The 27,000-nt window shown below is 66.1% G+C and carries 24 protein-coding genes; 21 read left to right on the top strand and 3 right to left on the bottom strand.

The window, feature by feature from the left end; genetic code table 11:
• Positions 1-3 precede the first annotated feature (3 nt).
• Positions 4-1,491: a sensor histidine kinase gene (locus ACFPFG_RS14380; RefSeq protein WP_183020188.1), complete on the top strand. Its 1,488-nt coding sequence runs from the start codon at positions 4-6 to the stop codon at positions 1,489-1,491.
• A gap of 82 nt (positions 1,492-1,573) precedes the next feature.
• Positions 1,574-2,269 (top strand): nucleoid occlusion factor SlmA, encoded by a 696-nt coding sequence (gene slmA / locus ACFPFG_RS14375; protein ID WP_012203254.1) that lies wholly within the window; start codon positions 1,574-1,576, stop codon positions 2,267-2,269.
• A gap of 103 nt (positions 2,270-2,372) precedes the next feature.
• Here the strand turns inward: slmA and ACFPFG_RS14370 are convergent, their stop codons facing one another.
• Complete coding sequence (locus tag ACFPFG_RS14370; protein ID WP_183020189.1) at positions 2,373-2,885, bottom strand: Mor transcription activator family protein; 513 nt, start codon at positions 2,883-2,885, stop codon at positions 2,373-2,375.
• A 146-nt stretch (positions 2,886-3,031) separates the two neighbouring features.
• On the opposite strand from ACFPFG_RS14370, the gene ACFPFG_RS14365 reads away from it, so the two are divergent.
• The 19 genes from ACFPFG_RS14365 (at position 3,032) to ACFPFG_RS14275 (ending at position 24,968) form a co-directional block, all read left to right on the top strand.
• Positions 3,032-3,646 (top strand): S24 family peptidase, encoded by a 615-nt coding sequence (locus tag ACFPFG_RS14365; protein ID WP_026062523.1) that lies wholly within the window; start codon positions 3,032-3,034, stop codon positions 3,644-3,646.
• Positions 3,647-4,099: 453 nt separating this feature from the next.
• Positions 4,100-4,585, top strand: coding sequence for a hypothetical protein (locus ACFPFG_RS14360; protein ID WP_197953353.1), 486 nt, complete (start codon positions 4,100-4,102; stop codon positions 4,583-4,585).
• Between the two features lie 130 nt (positions 4,586-4,715).
• On the top strand, positions 4,716-5,642 hold the full coding sequence (locus ACFPFG_RS14355) for a phage tail tube protein (protein ID WP_380107124.1): 927 nt from the start codon (positions 4,716-4,718) through the stop codon (positions 5,640-5,642).
• Positions 5,643-5,685: 43 nt separating this feature from the next.
• Positions 5,686-6,141 (top strand): hypothetical protein, encoded by a 456-nt coding sequence (locus ACFPFG_RS14350; RefSeq protein WP_012203259.1) that lies wholly within the window; start codon positions 5,686-5,688, stop codon positions 6,139-6,141.
• 50 nt (positions 6,142-6,191) lie between these two features.
• Positions 6,192-6,461 (top strand): DUF1799 domain-containing protein, encoded by a 270-nt coding sequence (locus ACFPFG_RS14345; protein WP_380107121.1) that lies wholly within the window; start codon positions 6,192-6,194, stop codon positions 6,459-6,461.
• A 70-nt stretch (positions 6,462-6,531) separates the two neighbouring features.
• Positions 6,532-11,529: a tape measure protein gene (locus ACFPFG_RS14340; protein ID WP_380107119.1), complete on the top strand. Its 4,998-nt coding sequence runs from the start codon at positions 6,532-6,534 to the stop codon at positions 11,527-11,529.
• The gene (locus tag ACFPFG_RS14335; RefSeq protein WP_183020193.1) at positions 11,526-12,461 is read left to right on the top strand and encodes a hypothetical protein; all 936 of its coding nucleotides are present in this window, start codon (positions 11,526-11,528) and stop codon (positions 12,459-12,461) included. Before ACFPFG_RS14340 ends, ACFPFG_RS14335 begins: the two co-directional genes overlap by 4 nt.
• Positions 12,439-13,140 carry a hypothetical protein gene (locus ACFPFG_RS14330; protein WP_183020194.1) on the top strand — a complete coding sequence of 234 codons (702 nt, stop codon included), beginning with the start codon at positions 12,439-12,441 and terminating at the stop codon, positions 13,138-13,140. Before ACFPFG_RS14335 ends, ACFPFG_RS14330 begins: the two co-directional genes overlap by 23 nt.
• Complete coding sequence (locus ACFPFG_RS14325) at positions 13,140-14,222, top strand: hypothetical protein (protein ID WP_183020195.1); 1,083 nt, start codon at positions 13,140-13,142, stop codon at positions 14,220-14,222. The genes ACFPFG_RS14330 and ACFPFG_RS14325 overlap by 1 nt, the downstream gene beginning before the upstream one ends.
• Positions 14,212-14,751 carry a hypothetical protein gene (locus ACFPFG_RS14320; RefSeq protein ID WP_380107116.1) on the top strand — a complete coding sequence of 180 codons (540 nt, stop codon included), beginning with the start codon at positions 14,212-14,214 and terminating at the stop codon, positions 14,749-14,751. Before ACFPFG_RS14325 ends, ACFPFG_RS14320 begins: the two co-directional genes overlap by 11 nt.
• Positions 14,752-14,900: 149 nt before the next feature.
• On the top strand, positions 14,901-15,608 hold the full coding sequence (locus tag ACFPFG_RS14315; protein ID WP_183020197.1) for a TetR/AcrR family transcriptional regulator: 708 nt from the start codon (positions 14,901-14,903) through the stop codon (positions 15,606-15,608).
• Between the two features lie 63 nt (positions 15,609-15,671).
• Positions 15,672-17,477 (top strand): acyl-CoA dehydrogenase C-terminal domain-containing protein, encoded by a 1,806-nt coding sequence (locus tag ACFPFG_RS14310; RefSeq protein WP_312371297.1) that lies wholly within the window; start codon positions 15,672-15,674, stop codon positions 17,475-17,477.
• 80 nt (positions 17,478-17,557) lie between these two features.
• On the top strand, positions 17,558-17,998 hold the full coding sequence (locus ACFPFG_RS14305; protein WP_380107114.1) for a DUF2147 domain-containing protein: 441 nt from the start codon (positions 17,558-17,560) through the stop codon (positions 17,996-17,998).
• A 54-nt stretch (positions 17,999-18,052) separates the two neighbouring features.
• Positions 18,053-20,455: a 3-hydroxyacyl-CoA dehydrogenase/enoyl-CoA hydratase family protein gene (locus tag ACFPFG_RS14300; protein WP_380107112.1), complete on the top strand. Its 2,403-nt coding sequence runs from the start codon at positions 18,053-18,055 to the stop codon at positions 20,453-20,455.
• Positions 20,456-20,595: 140 nt separating this feature from the next.
• Positions 20,596-21,792 (top strand): acetyl-CoA C-acyltransferase, encoded by a 1,197-nt coding sequence (locus ACFPFG_RS14295; protein ID WP_016446429.1) that lies wholly within the window; start codon positions 20,596-20,598, stop codon positions 21,790-21,792.
• A gap of 104 nt (positions 21,793-21,896) precedes the next feature.
• Entirely contained in the window at positions 21,897-22,799 is a 903-nt protein-coding gene (locus ACFPFG_RS14290; protein ID WP_380107110.1) for an alpha/beta hydrolase family protein, read from the top strand.
• Positions 22,800-22,836: 37 nt separating this feature from the next.
• The gene (locus ACFPFG_RS14285; RefSeq protein WP_197953326.1) at positions 22,837-23,667 is read left to right on the top strand and encodes an acyl-CoA thioesterase; all 831 of its coding nucleotides are present in this window, start codon (positions 22,837-22,839) and stop codon (positions 23,665-23,667) included.
• 21 nt (positions 23,668-23,688) lie between these two features.
• Positions 23,689-24,483 (top strand): enoyl-CoA hydratase, encoded by a 795-nt coding sequence (locus tag ACFPFG_RS14280; RefSeq protein WP_374622474.1) that lies wholly within the window; start codon positions 23,689-23,691, stop codon positions 24,481-24,483.
• On the top strand, positions 24,477-24,968 hold the full coding sequence (locus tag ACFPFG_RS14275; RefSeq protein WP_183020203.1) for a thioesterase family protein: 492 nt from the start codon (positions 24,477-24,479) through the stop codon (positions 24,966-24,968). Before ACFPFG_RS14280 ends, ACFPFG_RS14275 begins: the two co-directional genes overlap by 7 nt.
• A 40-nt stretch (positions 24,969-25,008) precedes the next feature.
• Here ACFPFG_RS14275 and ACFPFG_RS14270 read toward each other — a convergent pair whose 3' ends face one another.
• Together ACFPFG_RS14270 and ACFPFG_RS14265 are read right to left on the bottom strand one after the other, a co-directional pair.
• Positions 25,009-26,388: an MATE family efflux transporter gene (locus tag ACFPFG_RS14270; RefSeq protein ID WP_197953324.1), complete on the bottom strand. Its 1,380-nt coding sequence runs from the start codon at positions 26,386-26,388 to the stop codon at positions 25,009-25,011.
• On the bottom strand, positions 26,385-26,852 hold the full coding sequence (locus ACFPFG_RS14265; protein ID WP_380107107.1) for a MarR family winged helix-turn-helix transcriptional regulator: 468 nt from the start codon (positions 26,850-26,852) through the stop codon (positions 26,385-26,387). Before ACFPFG_RS14265 ends, ACFPFG_RS14270 begins: the two co-directional genes overlap by 4 nt.
• Between the last annotated feature and the right edge of the window lie 148 nt (positions 26,853-27,000).

The following is a 27,000-nucleotide window of genomic DNA, read 5'->3' as shown; positions in this document are numbered from 1 at the left end:
CCCATGACGGCCAATCTGCGCCTTCGCCTGCTGGTGCTGCTGGTGGTGCCGCTGACGCTGCTGGCACTGATGGGGGGCTGGTTCGGCTATCGCTCGGCAGATGAAGCCTCCACCCAGCATGACCAGCGCCTCTTGCGCCTGTTGCCTGCGCTGGCCGATTCGGTGCTGGCGCCGTCGATTGCCGAGGGAACGCCGCCCCTGGTGGCGCTGACGCCCGCCATCGAGGACGTCCTGCGCCAGCGCGGCGACGATGTCGGATATGCCATCGGCGACCTGCAGGGCCATGTCGTTGCCGGCGACACCTGGATCCGCTTCGACGTGCCTTCCACGCCTCTGGCCGAGTTCCACAGCCAGGAGCATGACGGCCTGACCTACCGCGTGGCCGTCATGCGTGCCGAAACCTATGGCGCCGGTGAAATGGTGCTTGTGCTGGCCGATGGGGGCGATGTGCGTCAGCAATGGGTGCGGCAGCTGTTGCTGCATGTGCTGCTGCCCAGCGTGCTGCTGATCGCGGGTGCCGGCATCGCCATCTACTGGTCGGTCAGCCGGGCTTTCCGGCCGCTTCTGACCCTGACCCAGGCTGTGGAGCGGCGCTCGCCGCGCGACCTCAGTCCCATCTCGGAGCACAGCTCGCCGGCCGAGGTCCGTCCGCTGGTGCGCTCGCTCAACCGATTGTTTGCACTGGTCAACGCACAGGCCGAAGGCCAGCGGCGCTTTGTGGCCGATGCGGCCCATCAATTGCGCACGCCGCTGGCGGCCTTGCAGGCCCAGGTCGAGGCCTGGGCGCTGAGCGCGCAGTCCGCGCAGGCCGAGGCGCGGCGCAAGGGCACCGAGGCCCAGGTGGTGCTCAGCGTGACGCAGATCGAGCAGTTGCGCGATGCCACGCGGCGCACCTCGCAGCTGGCACGCCAGCTGCTGGCGCTGTCGCGTGCCGATGCGCGCAATGCCGAGGTGCAGCCGCTGCAGCAGGTGGATCTCAAGGACCTGTGCGAAAGCATGCTGGAAATGTTCTTCGACCAGGCCAGCGCCAAGGGGCTGGACTTCGGCCTTGACGTGGGGGCCGCCAGTGTCTGGGGCCACAGTTGGCTGCTGCGCGAACTGGTTTCCAATCTCGTGGACAACGCCATCAAGTACACGCCGCCCGGCGGCAGCGTCACGCTGCGCTGCGGCATGTACCATGGCGCGGGGCAGTCTGAGGATGAACCGCAAGGCTGGGCCTTCCTGGAGATCGAGGACGACGGCCCCGGCGTGCCCGAGGCCGAGCGCTCGCAGATCACGCAGCGCTTTTACCGCGCCCAGGGCGCGGCCGGCGACGGCACCGGGCTGGGATTGGCCATTGCCGAAGAAATCGCCCTGCTGCACCAGGGCACTCTGGCCTTTGGGGCCGCAGCGCAGGGCAAGGGCCTGCTGGTACGCTTGGAGCTTCCATTGCAAATGCCGGCCATGCTCTCGGAAACAATAGCAGCGCAAGCAACAGGCAAGCGATCCTGACGGTTGCGCTCATGGGGACAGCTTTGTGCGGAGTTGCCGCCGGGGGCTGTGAGAGAATTACTTACAAATAGTTGATCTGCTTATGTCCGAGTCTGAAGTCCTGTCGCCTTTATCCGCTCCTGGCGCTGATGTCGTTTCCGACGAAGCCGCCTCCGCTTCCGCCCCTACGCCTGCGCGCAAACGCCCCAAACCCGGGGAGCGGCGCGAGCAGATCCTGCAGGCGCTTGCGGCCATGTTGGAAAAGCCGGGTGCAGAACGTATCACCACGGCAGCGCTGGCAGCCCATCTGGGCGTCAGCGAGGCAGCCCTGTACCGCCACTTCGCCAGCAAGGCCCAGATGTTCGAAGGACTGATCGAGTTCATCGAGCAATCCGTCTTCACGCTGGTGCAGCAGATCGTCGGGCGGGATGTGCCGGAGGAAGAGCGGCCCGCAGTGGATGGCATGCGCCAGGCCAGCCGCGTGATCTCCCTGGTGCTGCAGTTCGGCGAGCGCAACCCCGGCATGGTGCGCGTCATGGTGGGCGATGCCATCGTCTTCGAGCACGAGCGCCTGCAGGCCCGCATGAACCAGTTCTTCGACCGCATCGAATCCACGCTGCGCCAGTGCCTGCGCCCCGCCGCCGGCGCGCTGGGCTCTTCCGCCCCGACGGTCGATGCACAGGTGGCTGCCAGCGTGCTGACATCGTTCGCGCTGGGCCGCCTGCAGCGCTACGCGCGCTCGGGTTTCCGCCGCCTGCCGACCGAGCATCTGGAAGCCAGCCTGGCCTTGATGGTCTGAACACAGCGCAGCGGACCCCAGGGTCCGCTTTGCAGCAAAGCCACCCGCTTGCGCCGGTGGCTTTTTTTGCGACCAGGGCCTTGCTTCGTCGCGGTGGCTGTGCTCAGCCCACGAGATTGCGCCGTCGCCTGGCCGGTGCTGTCACGCCCAGCGCCGCAACGATGCGCCCCACCTGGCCTTCCGTAATCCCATGCTCGGCAGCCAGTTGCCGGGCCGTTTTGTCCGTGGCGTAGTCTGCAGCGATGCGCTGGTTGCGCAGTGCCTGCAGTGCACGCGCCGCCCTGGGCAGCTGGAAGTGGGGCAGGCCGCCATACTCACGGGCGAGCTGGAGCAAGGCTTGCACGCCGATGGTGGCCGCATAGGGATGCTCGGCTGTGACCTTGTCCGGTGTGGGAATGTAGATGCGCAGTCCACCCCAGCGCTGCACCAGGGCCATCGTGGGCTGCAGCCCGATCAGGCGCTCGAAGTCCTGCAGCAGCGGTGGAAGCAGATCGCTGCAAGTGCCATGGCGCGGGTCCAAGGCAGCTGCCACGGGCGTGTGCATGCCGATGGTGGGGGGCAGGGCAGCAGGCCGAAAGCCCTGGAAGGCGGGTGCCGGATGGTGTTCGGAATGCATTTTGGCTGTACGCTCTTGGTTCAAAAGGAAACGGTTCAATTTGAACCATATTCTTGGTCCATAACGAACCACTGTCAAGATTCACCATGCCTGCAAAACCTGTGACTGATGCGCTTACATCCAACGTTGATGAGGTACTGGCGCGCATGGCTGAAGCCTTGGGACCCGACTGGATGGCCGGCATGGAGGTTCAGCCTGAAACGGTGCGGACCTGGCGCAAGCGCGGCGAAGTGCCGGCACGGCAACTGCTGCGGGCCTCGCAGCGAGCGGGCCGGCCGCTGGAGTATTTCAACGGCACGGGCGCGGCGAAGCCTGTGGCTCGGCATGGTGGTGCGGCCGAAGACGAGTTCACGCAGATCGAGATGCTCGATGCGCACGTCAGCGCAGGGCATGGGGCCGTCAACGGCCCCGACGAGGTGATAGGCCGCTTCGCCTTCCGTTCGTCCTGGCTGCAGTCCAAGGGACTGGGCAGGCACAACGCCAAGATCGTGCGTGCCCGTGGAAGATCCATGGCGGACCGCATCAACGACGGCGACATCCTGCTGGTCAACACCTCGGTCGATACGCTGACCCAGGATGGTGTCTATGTGATCGAGCTGGAGGGTGAGAACTACGTCAAGCTGCTGGAGCGCGACTTCAGCACGGGCGGTGTGCGCATCGTCAGCTACAACCCCGCCTATCCGCCCCAGGTTCTGGAAGGCGAAGCCGCCAACCGGCTGCGCATCTGCGGCCGGGTTCTTTGGCATGGCGGAGAACTCTAGCCCCCGGGCCGCGCCGCCCGGCATCGCTCCAGAGACTTTGCCGCAGGCCTGAGGCGACCTGGGCGTTTCCGTCTTCTCCCAGCCTTTCTCGTCCTCCTCTTTCGTCCACCTCTTTCGTGCGTCCGTGCCTGCCCGAGCGGCAGGACGTTTGCGCTTGCCTGGCCGTTGGGATGTGCCGGGCCAAGGCACATGTGTCTGGCATCCAGGTCCGCTGCGCCTGAGAAGGCGCGCGCCTGTGGACGCTGAAACCGGGCCTGCATATGCAGGCCTTATTCATTTTTGCCTGCCTCGGCACAGTCACTCCATCGCAACGACGCATCTTTTTCTGCGTCCCCCAACGGAGTGACCCATGTACGCCATCGCACAACTGTTCCTGCTCTTTTCCGCTCATCTGCGGCCCATCGTGGCCGAGGCTGCGGCGAGTGTGGCGGTGGCCTTTCCGGTGCTGCGCTCATGAATGCACTGGCCCAGCATCGCAACGCCATCGTGGCCATCCTGGCCTCGGTGCCACAGATCGGCGTTGTGCAGGACCGCGAACGCCATGCCGCCAGCGATGCCGAGCTGGCCGCCCTGTTCACGTACACGCCGCCTGCAGCAGGCACGGCCCATGTCCGTGGCTGGTGGCTGCGCAGAAGCAGCACGGCCGAGCACGGCAGCAGCACGACCCGCACGGTAAGCGTGCACCAGTGGACGCTGCATGGCTACCTGGCCATCGCCGACACCCAGGCCAGCGAACTGCTGCTTGACGACCTGGTCGAGCAGTTCCGCGCCCTGGTGCGAGCCGATCCGACCCTGGGCGGCGCGTGCCAGCCCGGTCCCCTGGCAGGCAGCGACGACAGCACCGATGGCGTGCAGGTCGTGCGTGCCGAGCCTGTGGATTTCGCGGGAGTGCGATGCCACTCCGTTGTCCTGCAACTCAGAACCTGGAGCTACCTGTGATCTGCACACCACCGAACCGGGCCTAGACCGGATACCCCGCACCTTTCCCGCAACCCCTGTGGCCCGCAGCGCTGGAGAACGGCGCCCAAGGCCGCGAAACCTCTGTTTGTCTCTTCAAAGGATTTTCCAAATGGCAGCAAAGATCATGCGCAAGATGGCCCTCCTGGCCCTGGTTGAAACCGTTGTCGGCACGGCCGTCGTACCGCTGGCGGCCAATGCCATGCTGGTCAGCGACGTGACCCTCACCCCCATCGAGGGCGACGTGGTCGAGCGCAACAACATCCGTCCCTTCTTCGGCTCCAGCGGCAGCACCCTGGTCACCGAATACCAGAAGGTGTCGTTCTCCGTGGAATTCGCGGGTGTGGCCGCAGCGGGCGAGCGTCCCGGCGTGACCGACCTGTTGCGTGCGTGTGCCGCCAGCGCCAGCACCGAGACTGGCGTGAAGACAGTCTTCTCTCCCGTGACCGACGGCATCCAGAGCGTGACCATCTACGGCAACGTGGACGGCACCCTCTACAAGATGCATGGTGCACGCGGCGAAGTGGAATTCAGCACCGATGCCAAGGCCATTCCCAAGTGGAAGTTCGAGTTCACGGGCTCCTTCGTCCCCGCCGTGGATGAGGCCCTGCCGGCAGTGGACTACAGCGACTTCGTCGCTCCCCTGGGCGTCAACAAGACCAACACCCAACTGACCCTCGACGGCCTGGCGGTGGCCTGCAGCGCCTTCAGCTTCAAGTGCGGCAACCAGGTGGTCAAGCGCGACCTGATGAATGTGGACACCGTGGAAATCACGGACCGCAAGTCCACGGGCAGCGTCACCTTCGAGAACACCAGCGTGGCCACCAAGGACTGGATCGGCCTGGCGCGTGCCAGCGCCATCGTGCCCGTCACGCTCAAGCATGGCCCCGGCACCACCAACACCGTCAGTTTCAAGAGCGCGCGCGCCCAGATCGGCAAGCCGACCTACAGCGACAGCGATGGCGTGCAGATGATCACCATCCCCCTGTCGTTCATTCCCTCCGACGCGGGCAACGACGAGTGGTCCATCGAGATCTGACGCCTCACCTCCCTGCCTGACAACTACACATCCAAGGATCACCATGGCCGTCAAGATTTCCGGGCTCAAGCCCACCATCTCCGTTCCCGCAACGCTGTACCTGCCCGTCGATGAGGGCAGGTTCGGAGCCCATCACTTTGCCGTCGTGTTCAAGCGCCTGGGCAAGGCGCGGCGTGACGAGATCAATGAACTCATCGTCGTCGGCAAGCCCGCCACGCAGCCTGATGGCTCGCAGGAGGTACGGCGCATGACCATCCCTGAACTGCTCGACGAAGTGGTTGTGGGCTGGGAGGGGATGCTGGGCGACGAAGGAACACCCGTGCCCTACAGCCGCGACGAGCGCCTGGCGGCCGAGGAGGCCTACCCGGGACTGGAGCAGGCCATGGCCGTGGCCTGGTTCGACGGACTCAACGTGCACCAGCGGGATGCCGCCACAAAAAACTCCGTGGCGCTGTCCGGCATCACCTCGGCCTCGACGGCGCAGACCGCTATCTCGTAGACGACGAGCTGCGCGCCCAGTGCGCGCAGATGGGGATCGACCCCGACCGGATGGTGCCCGGCGATCTGCAACGCCAGCATCCCGAGGACTACGAACTGTGGCCGGAGCATGCGATGGCCTGGAGCGTGTACCTCGGCTGCTCCACCCAGTGGTGCAGGACGGCCACGCCCTGGGGCCAGTGGCACTGGGACGGGCTGGACTACGCCGGGGTCGAGATCGTGATGCGCCGCTACGCGGTGCCCGCCGCGCAGCGCGGCGAGGTGTTCGCGCAGTTGCAGGTACTGGAGGCGCAGGCGCTGCGCCAGCTCAACCGGGGCTGAGGCATAGGGGCCTCGGCTCCGGCCTTTCAAGACAAACACAAGCGGTCAAGCATACCGAACAGAGATCAGCATGAGTACAGCGGTCAAAAGCATAGGCATCGCCGAGACGCCCAGCCTGAGCGAGCTGCGTGCGCAGAATGCCCAGTTCTCCCAGGAGCTCGACAAACTCCACGGCAAGCTGCAGCAGGCGTATGCCGACATGTCGCAGTTCGCAGGTGCCTCAACGGATACGGGACTTGTGTCGGCGCGTGCCAGCATCGATATCGAGAGCCTGTCTACTTCCATGGGCAAGATTGCCGGCCGTGCCAATGCCATGCTGGAGGTGGCGGGTTCGGCGGCCAAGGTGGGAGAGGCCCTCTACACGGCCAGTGCCCAGACAGAGAATCTGCGTACGCGACTGGATCTTGCCACCGGCGGCAAGGGCGCGCAGGAGCTGGCCTATGTCACGGCCCTGGCCGATCGGCTGGGCCTGCAGCTCAACGCCACCGGCCAGGCCTACGCCGACTTCGCCACCAAGGCGCGTGGTACGGCGCTGGAAGGCGCGCAGGTGCAGACCATCTTCACGGGGATTGCCTCGGCCAACGCGGCCATGGGCCTTTCCGTGGAGCAGGGCAATGCCTCGTTGGCAGCCGTACTCGACCTGATGGGCAAGGGGACGATAGGCGCGTCGGACTTCAGCGAGAAACTGGGACATATCCCGGATGCGGCGCTGGTCGGCGCTCAGGCCCTGGGTGTGACACAGGAGCGGTTCTCCCAGATGCTGCAGACCGGCGAGATCGTGACGCAGGACTTTCTGCCCCGTTTCTCGCAGGCGCTGCAAAGCTCCCTGGGAGAGGGGACCGACAAGGCGGCGGACAGGCTGGATGCCGGCACTCAGCGCATGGCCAACGCCTGGGACAAGCTCAAGTCCGCCGTGGGTGATTCCGGCATCAGCCAGATGATCTCCTTTGGCATGAATGCAGCGGCCAACGACATGAACGCCTTTTCGGAGTCCATGTCGCGCGCGCGTGACAACGGGTCGGGCTTCCTGGGCCAGATCAGCAGCGGCCTGGGCAACATAGCCGGGCGCGCGGTGGGCTTGCAATACATCAGCACGGCCTTCCAGTCGAATGCGGAAAAGGCAGCCTATCTGGCCAAGGAGCTTCCGCGCGCCAGGGCTGAATTGGAGATGCTGCAAGCCAAGGGGGCAGCGACATCGCGCAATGTGTGGGTGCGCACGGCCCATGACGATGCCCAGCGCCTGGTCGAGAAGCTTCAACAGGTGCAGCGCGAGTTGATGGCTGCACAGGGTCAGCGCAATGCAGGCGGCGGCCGCGGGTTCATCAATCCGCCACTGGTGGGACAGCCACAGCCGCAGGAGCAAAGCAAGAAAACCGACGCGCCTGCGCAGAAGAAAGAGCCGCCTGCGGTACCCCGGACCGTCAGCTACGCGCCACCGGCCGTGCCAGCCAGAACGCAGCAGGACAATGAGGAGCTCAAGCGCGACCAGGAACTGCAGAAAAGGCAGCAGGAGGTGGCGCAACTCGTCAAGGAGCACCAGACCAAGGCCGTACTGGCCGAAAAGAACCTGGACCTCGCCCGGCAGGAAACGCGCGCGATCGGCCTGACCGGGGAGGCGCTGGGACAACTGCGCCAGGAGCAGGTCGAGAAGACCATCGCGGAGCTGGAAGACAACGCGGCCGGGCAAGAGAGTGTCCGCTGCTCCAGGGAGGTCGCCGAGGCCGTTGGCAAAGAGGTCGAGGCCACGCGCGAACTCGCCCGAGTCAAGGGCTACAACGAGTCTGCCAGCAAGGTGGACGAGTACACCAAAAGCGTGAAGGCGGCCAGTGAGGCGGTGCAGTTCGAGCAGTCTCTGGCAGCCATGTCGGAACGCGACCGCAAGATCGCGCTGGAGCAGTACCAGGTCGCGATCGAGCTCAAGAAAAAGCTCGAAGACATCTCGGCCAAGAATCCGGATGATGCGGCTGGCGCCCAGAAACTCAAGGACGACGCCACGGCCGCAGCCAACCAGGCCAAGGCCAATGTTGCCGAACGTGTCCGCATGCAGGAGACTCAGAAATCGGTCGACCAGATGGACGAGATGTTCCGCAAGGGCTTCACGGACATGCTGGCCAACGGCACCGAAGGCTGGCGTACCTTCACCAAGAGCCTGAGTGCGACGTTCAAGGCCTCTGTGGCCGATGAGATGTACAAGGCGTTTGCGCGGCCGTTTCTCGTGCCTGTCTTCGCTCAGCTCAGGGGGTTCGTCGGCAACTTCCTCGGTCAAGGCGGTGCTCCGGGAACAGCGGGCGCTGGTGATGCGCAGGGCACGGGCCTGGGCGGTGGATTGACGGACTGGTCCACCTGGGGAACCTCGGCGCAGAAGTACCTGAATGAATCCGCACTCAAGCTCATGTCCAATGGCTGGAACATCGCCGGTGAAGCACTGCAGGACCTGGGCAAGACCGTAGGCCGGTTCGACACCTGGCTGAAAGACATTCCCGGTTTCCAGGGAGGGATTGGCTCTGCTGCCGGTTACCTGGGAAGCCTGTACAGCCTGTCCCAAGGACAGTACGGAGCCGCTGTGGGTCAGGCGGTGGGAACCTGGATTCTTCCGGGCATCGGTTCGATGATCGGCAGCTTCCTCGGTGGAGCGCTCGACAAGGCCTTCGGCTCCCGCGGCGCCAACCATGGCGGCGCGGCTTACAGCACGGCCGGCATTGGCAATGACAAGGCGGCCGAGCAGCTGTTCGGCCGCGCGGCAGGCGACTGGTACGACGATCTGACACGCCGCCACAGCGATGGCATCGAAAAGCAGCTCAAGACCAGTCTGGACGGACTGGCCCTGGTCTACGGATCCCTGGGCAAGTACGCCACGGGCGGAGTGCGCGACATCGACTTGGTGGGCGGCTTTGCCGCCAACGGAAAGTACACCGACGAGGACGCCTACGGCTACGCCAAGATCATCGACAAGACGACCGGCATGATCCTGGCCGGCTTCGAAAACCGCTCGCTGGGCAACAACCCGGAAGAGGCCTACAAGGCCTTCCTGGGCCAGACCGGTTCACTGCTGGTGTCCGAACTCAAGAAGGCGGACCTGCCCAGCTGGATGCGCACCACGCTGGACTCGCTGGGCGAAGCACCCAATGTCGAGGCGTTGCAGGCCGCCTTCCAGACCATCGACCTGATCGGCCGCTCCTTCGAGGAACTGGGCAAGAAGATCACCGGCTTTGCCGACATGACCGACCTGGCTTTTGAGGCCCTCATCAAGGCCTCGGGCGGGATCGAAGCGCTCAACGCGAATACCAGCAGCTTCTACCAGAACTTCTACAGCGAAGACGAGCGCAAGACTGCTACCAAGAAAGAACTGGACAAGCAGCTCAAGGATCTGGGCGTCAACATCGATCTGGATGCCGACGACGCACAGGCGCAGTTCCGCAAGCTGGTGGAGGACAAGCTCAAGGCAGCCAGCTCCGAGGAAGCGAACTCGAAGGCGCTGGCTGAAGTCTTCTCCAAGGGCGGTGGCGCTGAAGGACTGAAGGACCTGGCCGCGACCGGCGCCTTCAAGGACTGGGCCACATCGACTGTGGGCGAGGGCACGGGAGACATAGGAAAGCTGACGGCCGATATCGAGAACCTGGCCAATACCAGCACGTCGCTCACCGAGTTCACCGAAGGCATCGACAAGCTGGTCGGCACCCTGGGTGGCACGGGCAAGTCCTCGGCCGAAACAGCGGCCGAGCTGCTCAAGCTCAACAACACCTTCAAGGCCGTCACCCGCACCACCGAGGAGGCCAAGAAGACGGCGGAAGATGCGGCCAAAGCGAAAGAGGAAGCGGCGAAGAAGGCCCAGGAAGAGGCAGAGCGGACAGCCCGTGCTGCCACGGACAAGGCCTGGGCTACGCTGGAGCGCGCCATTGACGCGGAGCGCACGGCCGCGCAGGCCCGCGTGGACGCGGCGCAGGAGCGCGTCGATGCAGAGCGCGCCCTGATGGATACCTTGCGCGAGCAGGTCAACGAGCTGCGTGGCCAGGTCGAGGCGACCCACCGCATGGCCATCGACCGCGCCGACCAGGTCATCGACCAGGCGCTGCAGACTTACCGCACCACGGGCTACCTGCCGGAGGCTGCGGAAATCGGGGAAGCCGCGTCCACCGCACGCGGCGGCATCACCACGCAGGGATACCGCTCGCGCCTGGACTACGAGGCCGCGCAGCTGATCCTGGCCAACAAGCTGGAGGTGCTGCACGATGCTGCCGGTGAGCAGCTGTCCACCGACGAGCTGATCCTGGAGCAGGAAAAGAACCAGGTCGACTATCTGGACCGTCTGCTCAAGGCCGAGAAGGAGGCACTGGACGTTGCACGCGGCATCGACACGCGGCTGCTCACCTCCGAGCAGGCCTGGGCCGAGTTCCGCGCGGCGATCATCAAGGAGAAGACGACCACCGACGATGGCAACGCGGGCACAGGTGGCAAGGGGGGCAGCTCGGGCGGCGATCTGGGCCCGCCATCCCTGCATGGCGGCTCGGGCGGGTCGGGCGCGGCCGCCAGCAAGTACAAGGTTCCCGTGGCGAGCATGGGCGATGGCGAGGCCATCTACCAGTTCGAGACGGACAAGGACAGGATCGCCCACCTGGACAAACTCGCGCCGACCTTCCACAAGTACGACGGGACGGGCGACCTGGCGGGCCTGGCGCGCGACATCAAGGCCGCCGGCGGCACGGCCAAGGATCTGGCCTACCTGTACGGCTACACGGAGAAGGACGTCAACGCGGCTCTGGATCAGTTCGGCATTCCCCGCTTCATGGGTGGTGGTGACCACTTTGGCGGCATCCGCCTGGTCGGCGAGGACGGTCCTGAGCTGGAGATTACCGGCCCCTCGCGCATCCACAACGCTCGGCAGACCCGGCAATTGCTGGCAAGCCTGCAGGGCGACGGTGGCGGCTGGTCGGAGGTTGTCCGGTCGGTGCAGGGCCTGCAGCAGCTGCTCTATGACATCGGCCGCCAGCAGCTGGTGCTGCTGCACAGCATGGAAAGCCTGGCGCGCAAGAACGACGCCCTGGGCGTCAAGCAACGGGAGTGCGCATGAACGGCGATTTCACCCACGGCATGGGATTTTTGCCACCGCTGCCGGTCTCGCTCAGCAACATGACCACCAATGTGGCAGCCAGCACCTTGCTGGCCTGGGTGGCCGGCAAGACCTACGCGCTCAACGACGAGATCATTGATGCAGACCGCGTGATCTGGCGCAGCATGGCCGACGCCAACACCGGCAACAACCCGGCCAGCTCGGACGGCAAGTGGCAAAGGCGCGGTGTCGAAAACCGCCTGCGCATGTTCGACGCCAGCCTGGGGTCGTTCACCGAGGCCGACGACATGATCGAGGTGGTCATCAAGCCTGGCCGCGTCGTTACCGACGTGATGCTGCTGGGCGTGCAGGCCCATGACGTCCAGGTGTCGATGGTCGATCCCGTCGACGGTGAGGTGTTCGACAGCGGGCAGCGCCTGATGCTCAGGCCTTCGGGCAATTCCCACTGGGGCTATTTCTTCAACCCTATCGAACGCCAGCGCAAGCTGCACATCAGCGGCCTGACAGCCTATACGCAGGCCAGCATCACCATCCGCATCCGAAACCAGGGCGCCAAGGCGCGCTGCGCCGAAGTCGTCCTCGGCCGCGCCGTGTGGCTGGGAAATACCCAGTGGCGGCCGTCCATCGGCTTCGACGACTGGAGCCTCAAGAAGCGCGACGACTGGGGCGGCTGGATGGCAGAGCCTGGCGCCTACAGCGATCGCTTAAAGCTGCAGGTCCTCGTCCAAGGCACGCAGTACGAGCGCGTGCGCAACGAAATCCTGGCGTATCGCGCCAGACCGGTCGTCTGGATAGGTGCGCGCGGCTACGGCGTGCTCACCACCTACGGCTATATCACGGGCTTCGACCAGGTTCTGGTAGCCCATGGCTTCTCCGATTGCAATCTAACCATTGAAGGACTGGAAGACGATGAACTTCACCCCCCCGCCTAGTGCGCCCGAGGAATCGGTGGCGATCCCGAATCGCCGCACGGATCCGCAGGACGTATTCGACGTCAAGACGGATGTCTATCTGAACTGGCTGACCGGCTTTCGCAACTGGACGGCCGGGCTGGTGACCTGGACGGTCACGCACCTCGCTGAAATGCTGCAGGCCATGCAGGCGGTGGAGGGCAACAAGAATGCGGCCCAGATAGCCGCTGCAGCGGCAGAGGCCAGCGCCCAGAATGCGGCCATCATCGCAGGCGCCCAGCGCTGGGCACCAGGCAACTACCAGCAAGGCGCGACTGTCTGGTCGCCTACCTCGCTGCTGACCTATCGGCGCGTGCCTGCGGGCATCACCGCCAGCGCCACGGACCCTGCGCAGGACCCCATGGGCTGGCGCCTGACCGGATCGCCGTTCTCCATGCCCCAGCAGGAGCTGACCACCACCGGCCCGCACACGCTCGTCGTCGGCATGCACTACCTGGTCAAGCATCCGCTGTGCGAATGCCTGATGCCTGCCGGCGCCGCGCCACAGGAGCAACTGCGCCTCTCCAACCAGTCGGGAGCCAACACGCCCATCCTGCGCCGCAACGGGGGCAAGTTCCTCGGCATCGAGGACGACATGCGCCTGGACAACCGCCGCGCCGACAAAGTTTTCACACAATCCGCAACCCAGGGGTGGATCTAATGCTCTCCTACAACATCCTTTTTGGAGGCGGCGCGCCGCTGCGCAGCCGGACTATCTACACTGGCCCAGACCGGCGTGTGCCCAGCTACGTCACGGCCCGGATACGGCCCTTCAAGCTGCGCCCCAAAACCAATCCGGCCTCCGTGGAAGCCTATTCCATTGCGCACAACGGATCGGTTTACATGCTTGTTCCTACGCGCCCGACCAGCAACCCGCCGTTTCCCGTGGACTACTACACGGGGACCGACACAACCACGCTGACCGTTCGCTCTGGTGACAGGGTGCAGTTCAGGCGGGTCACAGCGCTGGGCACCTTGTTTTTTGCTGAAGGAGGCGCGGGCGATGGTATCGCCCGCGTCTATCGGTCCACAGACAACGGCGCCTCGTGGACCATGTCCTGGGACTACGTCCGGAACGTCCAAGTCGCTGGAGGCAAAGCATTTATGGCTGCGTCGCGCACCGACCAGGCCATGTCGGTGTACAACGCCAGCACCGGCGCATGGGATGCCCGCGGTCTGCCAGAGGCGCCGCTCGGCGCCTGGATGGGCGTTGCCCACAACGGCACCGTGTACTGCGTGGCTTCCCCGAGCAGGGCCGCTGTCAGCACGGATGCTGTGTCCTTTTCCGTCAGTACGGGTTTCGCGGCCGTAGCAGCTGCACTGCCAATTCCCGTGTCAAGGCTCTACACCTTCGGCTCCCGGTTTATTGCGGTGGGCTTCAGCGCCAAGCACATCGTTGCCATGGTCTCCGAGGACGGCCACCTATGGAGTCAAACTGCCGCGTACCCCCTTTTGGACGCCACCTCGGCGCGCACCATCCTCCAGATTTCCTTTGTGGGTGCTGATCTCGATGGTGTGCTCTACATCGGCATTTCGTACCTGGAGAGTGCCAAGTACATCACGGGCCTGATAAGCACGGCAGACGGCAAGGATTGGCAGGTGTTTCCTGACCTCATCTCCGCCAGCGCCACCTCTTTGAATCCCCCGGAGCTTTTCGTGCGTCCTGGCACCAGCACCATCATGCTGGGCGGCACGCTGATTGATACCGACGACACTGGCGTGGAGTTGTTCTATGAACTTTGAATTTGACCTGGGCGGCTGGTTTTGCGGCACTGCCGACGATGCTCACATTCGCACGACCCTGATTGCGCCCGATGACATGTCCACAACAGTGGAGCCGGGCGCCATGCGTTCCAACTGGACCGGCACCGGCTGGGTAATGCTGCCCTACGCGCCGCTGCCGGATGTCTCCGATGTCCAGGCGCCCGAGATCGTGATCACGGACATCCAGTCTGACGTTGACAGCTTTGTGCATGCCCAGGAATTCACCGACGCCACGGTCCCTGTCGGCGGCACATTGCGCTTCACGGCCCAACTGCGCCAGGCTGGGGAGGTTCTGCTCCTGGATGACTCCTTCCGGATGCCCATCTGGTCGCGCGATGGCCGTGAGCGCGTGGTGCTGGCCTCCATGGCCCAGGGCATCATCCGCTTCTCCGTCCATTTCGAGGAGAGCCGAGTCTGGGAAGTGACCGAAGCCATGGTCAATTCCGACCTTCCTCCCGAACGCCACATGCGCTTCAAGGGCATCAAGATATTTGCCGTGGAGGCATGACTTGCTCTGAGGCATGACAAGCAACCAAGCCGGCCCCTGCCGGCTTTTTTTCGCCTGCCCGCTGGCTAGGTGTTTTCCCCCGCATGTCTTCGCCGCGACAAGCTTTCCATGCAAAATAGCACGAACGTTCGTTTTAACAAGAATTTCGCATGTCCAGCGTTTCCGCCCCACGCCGCACCACCCGTTTGACCGCTGATGCCACGGCCGATCCCAAGGCGGGCTCTTCCGCGCACGAAGCCGCTGCGCCCGCGCCGCGCCGCGCGCTGCACAAGGGGCAGCAGACCAAGGCCACCATTGTGGAGGCCGCCCTCAACCTGGCCACGCACATCGGTCTTGAGGGCCTGTCCATCGGCGCTCTGGCCGAGCTGACGGGCATGAGCAAGTCGGGCGTGTTCGCGCATTTTGGCTCGCGCGAGGAGCTGCAGATTTCCGTGGTGCATGAGTACCACGATCGTTTCGAGCAGGAAGTGTTCTTTCCCGCGCTTCAGGCGCCGCGCGGCGTGGCGCGTCTGCGGGCGCTGTTCGACAACTGGATGAAGCGCACTTCGATCGAGCTGGACTCGGGCTGCATCTATATCAGCGGCGCCGTGGAGTTCGACGACCGCACGGGGCCGGTGCGCGATGCGCTGACGGCCTCGGTCCAGACCTGGCACGCAGCCATGCGCCGCACCATCGTGCAGTGCCGCGAAAGCGGCGACCTGCGTGCCGACCTGGACGAGAACCAGCTGCTGTTCGAGATCCACGGCCTGATCCTGGCCCTGCATTACGAAGCGCGCTTCCTGCGCAACGAAGGCTCCATGCAACGCGCCATCGACGGCTTCGAGAGCATCCTGGCGCGCTACGCCCGCCCGGCCTGATTTTTCCGCTTCCACCGTTTTCACCGCATCCACCGCAAACCCCGCCATCACAGGAGAAGACAAATGCCCAGCTACAACCCGCCCCTGCGCGACATGCAATTCCTCATGCACGAGGTGTTCAAGGTCACGGACGACTACCAGCAGATGACGGCGCATGCCGAGGTCGATGCCGACACCATCAATGCCGTGCTCGAAGAGGCGGGCAAGTTCGCGGCCAATGTGACGTTCCCGCTGAACATCAGCGGCGATGCAGAGGGCTGCGTGCTCAACAAGGAAACCCACGAGGTCACCACGCCCAAGGGCTTCAAGGAGGCCTACCAGAAGTATGTGGAAGGCGGCTGGCCTTCGCTGTCCTGCGACACGGCCTATGGCGGCCAGGGCCTGCCCTTCGCGGTGAACTCGGCGGTGTACGAAATGCTCAACAGCGCCAACCAGGCCTGGACCATGTACCCGGGCCTGTCGCACGGCGCCTACGAGGCCCTGCATGTGCATGGCACGGAAGAGCAAAAGAAGCTGTACCTGCCCAAGCTGACCAGCGGCGAGTGGACCGGCACCATGTGCCTGACCGAGCCCCATTGCGGCACCGACCTGGGCCTGCTGCGCACCAAGGCCGAGCCCGTGGCCGGCGCGCCCGAGGGCACCTACAAGATCACCGGCAACAAGATCTTCATCAGCGCGGGCGAGCACGATTTCACCGACAACATCGTCCACCTGGTGCTGGCACGCCTGCCCGATGCGCCGGCCGGCTCCAAGGGCATCAGCCTGTTCGTGGTGCCCAAGTTCGTGGTCAAGGCCGATGGCTCGCTGGGCGAGCGCAACCCCATCTTCTGCGGTGCGCTGGAGCACAAGATGGGCATCCACGGCAATGCCACGGCACAGATCAATATCGACGGCGCCGTCGGCACCCTGGTGGGCCAGCCGAACAAGGGCCTGCAGGCCATGTTCGTGATGATGAATGCCGCCCGCCTGGGCGTGGGCAACCAGTCGCTGGGCCTGACCGAGGTGGCCTACCAGAACGCCCTGGCCTATGCCAAGGACCGCCTGCAGATGCGCAGCCTGTCGGGCACCAAGGCCAAGGACAAGCCGGCCGACCCCATCATCGTCCATCCCGATGTGCGCCGCATGCTGCTGACGGCCAAGGCCTATGCCGAGGGCGGCCGCGCCCTGGTGACCTATTGCGCCTTCCTGATCGACAAGGAGTTCAACCACCCCGACGAGAAGGTGCGCAAGGACAGCGCCGAGCTGGTGGCGCTGCTGACGCCCATCGTCAAGGCCTTCATCACGGACAACGGCTGGACGGCCACCACCATGAGCCAGCAGGTCTATGGCGGCCATGGCTTCATCACCGAATGGGGCATGGAGCAGTTCGTGCGCGATGCGCGCATCAACATGATCTATGAAGGCACGAACGGCATCCAGGCGCTGGACCTGCTGGGCCGCAAGGTGCTGGGCAACCAGGGCGCATCGCTCAAGAAGTTCGGCAAGCTGGTGGCGCAGCTGGTGGAGGAAGAGGGCGTCAACGAGAAGATGGCCGAGTTCATCAACCCCATCGCCTACCTGGGCGACCAGATGACCAAGTTCACCACCGAGATCGGCTTCAAGGGCATGCAAAACCCCGACGAGGTGGGTGCCGCTTCCGTGGACTACCTGCGTGTGGCGGGCCACCTGGTGTTCGGCTACTTCTTCGCCCGCATGGCCCAGGTGGCACTGCGCGAAATCGCCAAGGGCAACACCGACCCGTTCTACCAGGCCAAGCTGCAGACCGCGCGTTTCTACTTTGCCAAGCTGCTGCCCGAGACCGCCACGCTGATGCGCACGGCCCGCGCCGGCAGCAAGTCGCTGATGGACACGGACGCGGCGCTGGCCTGAACGGCTTCACTCCAACATGGGAGCGCGGGCTGTGCGCATCAGCGTGGCCTGCGCGCCTTTCTAGGCGAAAGGGGTTTGAAATGAAGGCATATCAAGCACTGGCAGCAATGGTCCTGGGCCTCACGGCCGCCGCAGCGCAGGCGCAGATGACGCCCGTGGGCCTGTGGAAGAGCGTGGACGACAAGAGCGGCGAGGCCAAGTCCGAGATCCGCGTGGCCGAGAACGACGGCGTGGTCACGGGCCGCATCGAGCAGATCCTGCGCAAGGGTGCCGATCCGGCCGCCACCTGCACCGAATGCTCGGACGACCGCAAAGCCCAGCCGCTCAAGGGGCTGGAGATCATCCGCGGCGCCAAGAAGGCCGAGGGCAAGGACGTCTGGGAAGGCGGCAAGATCCTCGACCCCGAAAACGGCAAGACCTACACGCTGCGCCTGACGCCCATCGAAGGCGGCGCCAAGCTCGAGGTGCGCGGCTCCATCGGCCCCTTCGGCCGCACCCAGACCTGGGTGCGCGTGCAGTAAACCAATCCGGGAGGCGGCCGCAGCGGCCACCTTCCTCCCACTTGTGGAACATCCATGTCCCGATTCAATGTGAAGAAAGTCGCCGTGCTCGGCGCTGGCGTGATGGGGGCGCAGATCGCGGCCCATCTGGTCAATGTCAAGGTGCCCGTGGTGCTGTTCGACCTTCCCGCCAAGGAAGGCCCGAAAAGCGGCATCGCCGAGCGCGCCATCGCCAACCTCAAGAAGCTCAAGCCTTCGCCCATCGGCGTGGCCGAGGACGCGGACCTGATCCAGCCCGCCAACTACGAGGAGCACCTCAAGCTGCTCAAGGGCTGCGACCTGATCATCGAGGCCATTGCCGAGCGCATGGACTGGAAGCTCGACCTGTACACCAAGATCGCGCCCCATGTGGCCAAGCACGCCATCGTGGCGTCCAACACCTCGGGCCTGTCCATCACCAAGCTGTCCGAGGCGCTGCCCGACGCGATCAAGCCGCGCTTTTGCGGCATCCACTTCTTCAACCCGCCGCGCTACATGCCGCTGGTGGAGCTGATCGCCACGCCGACCACGCAGCCCGTGGTGCTGGACCAGCTCGAAGCCTTCGTCACCAGCGGCCTGGGCAAGGGCGTGGTGCGCGCCAAGGACACGCCCAACTTCATCGCCAACCGCATCGGCATCGCCGGCATGCTGGCCACGATGAAGGAGGTCGAGAACTTCGGCCTGACCTTCGACGTGGTCGATGACCTCACCGGCAAGAAGCTGGGCCGCGCATCCAGCGGCACCTTCCGCACGGCCGACGTGGTGGGCCTGGACACCATGGCCCATGTGATCAAGACGCTGCAGGACAACCTCAGCGCCGAGACCGATCCCTTCTACGCCAGCTTCGGCACGCCGCCCGTGCTGGCCAAGCTGATCGAGCTGGGCAACCTGGGCCAGAAGGCGAAGAAGGGCTTCTACAAGAAGGTCGGCCGCGACATCCTGCAGTTCGAGCTGGACAGCGAGGACTACGTGCCCGCAGGCGGCAAGGCCGACGAGGTCTATGGCCGCATGCTCAAGAAGCCCGCGGCCGAGCGCCTGAAGCTGCTGCGCAATGCCGAGGGCGCGCAGGGCCGCTTCCTGTGGGCCATCCTGCGCAACAGCTTCCACTACGCGGCCATCCACCTGGAGAGCATTGCCGAGTCCGCACGCGACGTGGACCAGGCCATGCGCTGGGGCTTCGGCATGAAGCAGGGCCCCTTCGAGTTGTGGCAGGAAGCCGGCTGGCTGGAAGTGGCGAAGATGGTCCAGGAGGACATCGATGCCGGCAAGGCATTGAGCAAGGCACCTCTGCCCAAGTGGGTCTTCGAAGGCCCCGTGGCCGAGGCCGGTGGCGTGCACACGGCGCAGGGCTCGTGGAGCCCTGCCAAGGGCCAGTTCGTGCCCCGCCGCGTGCTGCCCGTCTACGAGCGCCAGATCTTCCCCGAGAAGCTGCTGGGCGAAGACAGCCTGCCCGACTGGAAGACGGCCGGCACCACGATCGCCGAATCCAGGGCGCTGCGCACCTGGACGCTGGACGGCCAGATCCTGATCGCCAGCATCAAGAACAAGATGCACGCCATCAGCCCCGAAGTCATGGAAGCGCTGATGGAAGCCGTGGACGTGGCCGAGACCGACTTCCAGGGCATGGTCATCTGGTCGGGCGATGCGCCGTTCAGCGTGGGCGCCGACCTGGAGGCCACCATGCCGGCTTTCGTGATCGGCGGCGCCGACGCCATCGAAAGCGTGGAGCAGGAGCTGCAAAACCTGATGCTGCGCATCCGCTACGCCCAGGTGCCCGTGGTTGCGGCCATCCATGGCATGGCGCTGGGCGGCGGCTGCGAGCTGGCCGTCTACAGCGCGCGCCGCGTGGCGCATATGGAAAGCTACATCGGCCTGGTGGAAGTCGGCGTGGGCCTGGTGCCCGGCGCGGGCGGCCTGACCTATATCGCGCGCCGCGCGGCAGAGAACGCCGCCACCAGCACGGGCAAGGACCTGCTGCCCTTCCTGACCGAAGGCTTCACGGCCGCGGCCATGGCCAAGGTGGGCACCAGTGCCATCGAGTCGCGCAAGCTGGGCTACCTGCTGGACAGCGACCTCATCGTGCCGCACAAGGACGAGCTGCTCTTCGTCGCCATCAACGAGGCCAAGTCCATGGCCGCAGGCGGCTGGCGCGCGCCGCTGCCGCGCAGCTTCCCCGTGGCGGGGCGCAGCGGCGTGGCCACCATCAAGGGCTCGCTGGTCAACATGCGCGACGGCGGCTTCATCAGCGAGTTCGACCAGCATGTGGCCAGCCTGATCGCCAACGTGGTCTGCGGCGGCGACGTGGATGCGGGCACCCTGGTGGACGAGGCCTATCTGATGAAGCTCGAACGCAAGGCGTTCTGCCACCTGATCGGCCATCCGAAGACCCATGAACGCATTCTCGGAATGCTGAACACCGGCAAGCCCGTCCGCAATTGATATGCCCCCCCTGAGTCGCTTCGCGCCTTCCCCCCAGGGGGACGACAGCCTCGCGGCGGGGCGGCCCTTGCTTGCTGTCCCTGACTTGGGACATGCGTGCGTTGCGGGCCACGAATAACTGAGATCTAGGAGCAATCTCCATGAAACAAATCCAAGACGCCTACATCGTCGCCGCCACGCGCACGCCCATCGGCAAGTCGCACAAGGGCTTTTTCCGCAACTACCGTCCCGACGACCTGCTGGCGACCACGCTGAAGGCCGCGCTGGCCCAGGTGCCGGGGCTGGACCCGGCTGCCATCGAGGACATCATCTGCGGCTGCGCCATCCCCGAGGCCCAGCAGGGCCTGAACGTGGCGCGCATCAGCGCCGTGCTGGCGGGCCTGCCCACCAGCGTGGGCGGCATCACCGTGAACCGCTTCTGCGCCTCGGGCCTGTCGGCCGTGGCCATGGCGGCGGACCGCATCCGCGTGGGCGAGGCCGACGTGATGATCGCGGCCGGCGTCGAGAGCATGAGCATGGTGCCCATGATGGGCAACGCGCCCTCGCTGTCGCCGTCCATCTTCGAGCGCGATGGCGACGTGGGCATTGCCTATGGCATGGGCCTGACGGCCGAGAAGGTGGCCCAGCAGTGGAAGGTCTCGCGCGATGCACAGGACGCCTTTGCGCTGGAGTCGCACCGCCGTGCCCTGGCCGCGCAGCAGGCCGGCGAGTTCAAGGACGAGATCACGCCCATCGAGGTCACCGACCGGGGCCTGGACCTGGCCAAGGGCGAGCCCGTGGTGCGCACGCGCACCGTGGAGCTGGACGAGGGCGCGCGCCCCGACACCAGCCTGGAAGGCCTGGGCAAGCTGCGCACCGTGTTCGCGGCGCGCGGCTCGGTGACGGCCGGCAACAGCTCGCAGACCAGCGATGGCGCAGGCGCGCTGATCCTGGCCAGCGGCGCTGCCGTGCAGCGCTTCGGCCTCACGCCGCTGGCGCGCTTCGTGAGCTATGCCAGCAAGGGCGTGCCGCCGGCCATCATGGGCATCGGCCCCATCGAGGCCATTCCGGCCGCGCTGCGCTATGCGGGCCTCAAGCAGGACGACATCGACTGGTTCGAACTCAACGAAGCCTTTGCCGCCCAGTCGCTGGCCGTGGTCAACACGCTGGGCCTGGACCCCGCCAAGGTCAACCCCATGGGCGGCGCGATTGCCCTGGGCCACCCGCTGGGCGCCACGGGCGCCATCCGCTCGGCCACCGTGGTGCATGCGCTGCGCCGCAAGCAATTGCGCTACGGCATGGTGACCATGTGCGTCGGAATGGGCCAGGGCGCCGCCGGCATCTTCGAGCGGGTCTGACCGTTGCTCAAAGCCCCGTTCGCGGGGCTTTGTTTTTTCCGCTCATCCCATCCTTTCCCATCCATGCGAGCCGGCACAGAAACGGCACCGACCAGGAGACAGCCATGGAACAACACCAACTCAGCAGCGACGGCGCCACGCTGGCGCTGCGCGTCTACACGCCCGCTGGCCCGCCGCGCGCCAGCGTGGTCATCGGCGGGGCCATGGGGGTGCGCCAGGCCTTCTACGAGGCCTTTGCCACCTGGCTTGCTGGCCAGGGCTATCGGGTGACCAGCTTTGACTACCGGGGCCATGGCGATTCCCTGCAAGGCTCTTTGCGCCAGGTGCGTGCCGACCTGTGCGACTGGGCGCGCGACTACGAGGCCGTGATCGCCCATGCCAAGGCGCAGTTGCCGGAGCAGCCGCTGTTCCTGGTCGGCCACAGCCTGGGCGCCCAGCTGCCGGGCCTGCTGCGCTCCCCGCAGCTGGTGGACGGCCTTTTGAGCATTGCCGCCGGCAGCGGCTACTGGCGTGACAACGCGCCCCGCCTCAAGCGCATGGTTCCCTATTTCTGGCATGTGCTGGTGCCCGTGGCCACGCGCCTGTGCGGCTACTTTCCGGGCCGGCGCCTGCGCAAGGTGGGCGACCTGCCGGCCGGCGTCATGCTGCAGTGGCGCCGCTGGTGCCTGAATCCGCGCTACAGCGTGGGTGCCGAGGGCGAGGCCGCCGCGCGCAGCTACGCCGCCGTGCGCTTTCCGGTGATGGCGCTGTCCATGAGCGACGACGAACTCATGACCTGGCGCGGTACCGAGCACCTGTTCGCGCTCTACGCCAATGCCCCCAGCCGCATCGAGCGCATCGAGCCCCAGGCGCTGCAACTGCGGCGCATAGGGCATTTCGGCTTCTTCCGCGCCGATATGCGCGAAGCGCTCTGGGGCCGGGCCGTGGACGTGTTCTCGGGCTGGGCCAGGTCGCCGGCTGCCGCTGCCCACCCGCGCTTTCCCTCACCCGCAGAGTCGCCGGCTTGACGGACGCGGGCCCCGCTTGCCATCACACTCTTTTGCCATGAGCACAGACATCCATCCTCTCGACCGGGCCGTGGCGCTCACGCCCACCGGCGCCGTTGGCCACTACCAGGGCCAGACCACGCAGGACTACTGGAACATGGTGGGTCCCTACGGCGGCATCACCGCAGCCGCGCTGGTGCAGGCCATCCAGCAGCATCCGCTGTGCCTGGGTGATCCGCTGTCCATTACCGTCAACTACGCTGCCGCGCTGGGCGCGGGGCGCTTCGATATCGAGGCCAGGCCCGTTCGCACCAACCGCTCCACCCAGCACTGGCTGCTGACCATCACCCAGCCTGACCAGGATGGCGATGCCCAGGTCGTCACCACGGCCACCGCCGTCACGGCCGCGCGGCGCAGCACCTGGGGCGGCACCGACCTGGCCATGCCCGAGGTGCCTGCTCCTGCCACCGTGCCGCGCGTGCCGCCGCTGGGCGGCGTGGAGTGGCTCAACCGCTACGACATGCGCTTTCTCGACGGCATCATTCCCCAGACCTGGGATGGCCGCGAGACCGACAGCCTCACGCGCCTGTGGGTGCGCGACGAACCGCCGCGTGCACTGGATTTTTGCGCGCTGGCCGGCCTGGCTGACGTATTCTTCCCGCGCGTGTGGCTGCGCCGTGCACAGCGCACCCCGGCGGGCACGGTGTCCATCACCGTCTACTTCCATGCGGGGCGCGAGGAACTGGCCGCGGCAGGCACGGGCCACCTGCTGGCCCAGGCGCGCGGCCAGGAGTTCCGCAACGGCTTCTTCGACCAGAGCGCCCAGCTGTGGAGCGAAGCCGGCGTGATGCTGGCGAGCAGCCACCAGATCGTGTATTTCAAGGAATAAAGCCAAAGGGCACAGACCATCATGAGCGAAACCACCCAGGACATCCTCGTGCACACCGAAGCCGGTGTCTGCACCATCACCTTCAACCGCGCCGACAAGAAGAACTCCATCACCGAGGCCATGTACGCCAGCATGGCCGATGCGCTGGCCCGGGCCGGCGAAGACGCCGCCGTGCGCTGCGTGGTCTTCCAGGGCGACATGGCCATCTTCAGCGCGGGCAACGACATTGCCGACTTCCTCAAGCAGTCGGCCGGCGGCGCCGCCAGGCCGGAGGGCGAGCAGCGCCCCGTCTGGCGCTTCCTGCACAACATCGCCGCCTTTCCCAAGCCCGTGATCGCCGCCGTCTGCGGCCCGGCCGTGGGCATCGGCACCACCTTGCTGCTGCACTGCGACCTGGTCTATGCGGGCGACAACGCGGCCTTCTCGCTGCCCTTCGTGAACCTGGGCCTGTGTCCCGAAGCGGCCTCCAGCCTGCTGCTGCCGCAGATGCTCGGCTACCACCGCGCGGCCGAGGCCCTGCTGCTGGGCGAGCCCTTCCTGGCCGAAGCCGCTCTGGAAGTGGGCCTGGTCAACCGCGTCGTGCCGCCCAGCGAATGCAATGCACTGGCGCAGGCACAGGCCAGGAAGCTGGCCGCCAAGCCGCTGTCGGCCCTGATCGAAACCAAGCGCCTCATGAAGGCCGGCCAGTCCGGCCTGGTGCGCGAGCGCATGGCCGAGGAGGGCGCGAGCTTCGGCAAGCTGATGAGCGGACCTGCCGCGAAGGAGGCGTTCACCGCGTTCATGGAGAAGCGCAAGCCGGACTTCAGCCAGTGCTGAAATCCACGAAGGCCTCTGCGGCGCCCGTTCAGTTCGAGCCCGAGTTCGTCGCCGGGCTGCGCGAAGTGTTCGAGCGCCAGATCGCCTTCAACCAGGTGCTGGGACTGCGCATCACCGAAGTGCTGCCCGAGCGGGTTGAAGGCCGCATCACCATGCGGCCCGAGCTCGTAGGCCATGCGGCCTACCAGCGCATCCACGGCGGCGTGATCAGCGCCGGCCTGGACTCCATGGGTGGCCTGGCCGTCATGGCGGCCATCGGTGCCAGGCACATGGAAGATGCGCCGCTGCAGCGCCTGCACCGCTTCTCGCGCCTGGGCACCATCGACCTGCGCGTGGACTACCTGCGCCCCGGCATAGGCAGCGAATTCATCCTGCGCGCCGAGGTGCTGCGGCTGGGTTCGCGCGTGGCCAATACGCGCATGGAATTCCTGGGGGCCGATGGCAGCTTGCTGTCCACGGGGACGGCGGCGTACATCGTTTCTTGAAGCATGGCCCGCTGACTGCGGGCCTTCTCTTTGCGTTTCTTCACCCCCAGCGCGCGCGCCACACGGCCCAGGCCGTGCCTGCGCCATAGGCGGCCATGGCCACGGCGACCAGGATGAACAGCGACTGGGCGCTGCCCAGGCCGCTGGACATGAGCCAGCCGCCGCCCACCACCACGATCAGCAGACGCACCGTGCCGGCCAGCACGGGAGCCCAGACGCGGCCTGCGCCCAGGGACGCGAAGTACAGCACCAGTCCCAGGCCGAACAGCCCGAAGGCCGGGCCCACGGTGCGCAGGTAGAGGTCGGCATAGGCGCGCACGGCCGGGTCGCTGGTGAAGATGGCAGACCACAGCTGCGGCCAGGCCATGACCACCAGGCCCAGCACGCCCAGCAGGGCGGCGGCCATGGCGCCGCCCGACCAGGCCACGCGGCGCGCGCGTGCCACCTGGCCGGCGCCCATGGCCATGCCCACCATGGGTACGGCGGCCATGCCCACGCCGAAGGCCATGGGAATCAAAAGAAACTCCAGCCGCTGGCCTATGCCGTAGCCGGCCAGGGCCAGCGGGCCCAGGCGGGCGACCATGCCTGTCAGCAGCAGCGCGGCCAGCGCCGTTTGCACGGGCGACAGGCAGGCCAGGGCGCCCACGCGCAGGATGTCGCGGAACATGGGCCAGGCCAGGCGCGGCGTGCGCCAGTCCAGTTGCAGGCGCTGCTGGCCCCATTGCAGGTAGGCCAGGAAGGCCGCCACGGCCAGCACCATGGCCACGATGTTGCCCACGGCCACACCCGGCATGCCCCAGCGCGGCATGGGCCCCAGGCCCAGCCCCAGGGTGCCGCCCACCACGATCTGTACCAGCGAGGCCGCAAAGATCACGGCCGAGGGCATGCGCATATTGCCCGTGCCCCGCACTACCGAGGCCAGCGTATTGCACAGCCACACCAGGATGGCGCCGCTGAACAGCACGGCGCCAAAGCCCGTGGCCGCTGCCAGCACCTCGCCGCGCCCGCCCAGCCAGCCGTAGAAGGTGGCGCCGCAGAGCACGAAGATGAGCGAGTACAGCAGGCCTGCGATGGCGCCGATCACGATGGCGTGCAGGGCCAGTGCCGAGGCACGCGCGCCGTCGCCCGCGCCCAGCGCGCGGCTGATGGCCGAGGACACGCCGCTGCCCATGGCACCGTTGCTCATCATCTGCGTGAGCATGGCCAGCGGAAACACCAGGGCCATGGCCGCCAGCGATACGGTTCCCAGCTGCCCCACGTAGTAGGTCTCGGCCACGGCGACCAGCACCGACATGCTCAGCGCCACCATGTTGGGCACGGCCAGGCGCACCAGGGTGGAGGCGATGGGTCCGCTGACCAACGGATGCGCGGACCCGCTGGCCGCAGCGCCAGGGGCTGCGGAGGGCAGGGCGGCGCTCATTCCGCGCTCTCCTGCGTGGCGGTTTCCAGCACGGGCAGCATGCCCAGCACCAGGCTTTCGAGCGCGCCGATCTGCTCGCTGCCGCACAGCTCGCGCACGCGCTGCTGGGCCTGGCGCCACAGGGCGGCGGCCTCGCGGATGCGGGCGCGGCCTTCGGGCGTGACCACCACGCAGCGGCTGCGCGCATCCGCGCCGGGAACCAGGTCGATGAAGCCGGCCTGCTGCAGCGTGCGCAGGTTGCGCGTCATCGTCGTGCGGTCGGTGTGCAACTGCTCGGCCAGGGCCGAGACGGTGGGCTGGCCGTCGGGCGCATTGCGCGCCTGCACCAGCAGGCTGAACTGCGTGCCGCGCAGGCCGCTGGGCGCCAGCGTGTCGTCATAGAGCTGGGAGATCTTGCGCGACAGGCTGCGCACCATGAAGCAGGTGCAGACCGGACTGGCGGCGCTTGAGGTGGAGGAGGTCATGGGGCGTGGGGCAGGTGGCCTGTAATGGAAATGAGTGTAGATGCACCTATTGATTTGCGCATGTCCGCTGCGCGACCTGTGCATGCGCGGTGTGTGATCGAGAAAGGCTTGCAAGCACATGAAACGGGAGAACCATCTCGTTACCGTT

Origin of the sequence: Delftia deserti, from assembly GCF_042653485.1 — a bacterium.
Taxonomy (GTDB): domain Bacteria; phylum Pseudomonadota; class Gammaproteobacteria; order Burkholderiales; family Burkholderiaceae_C; genus Comamonas; species Comamonas acidovorans.
Note: the sequence above shows the minus strand (reverse complement) of the source record. Positions and strands in the feature narration are given on the sequence as shown.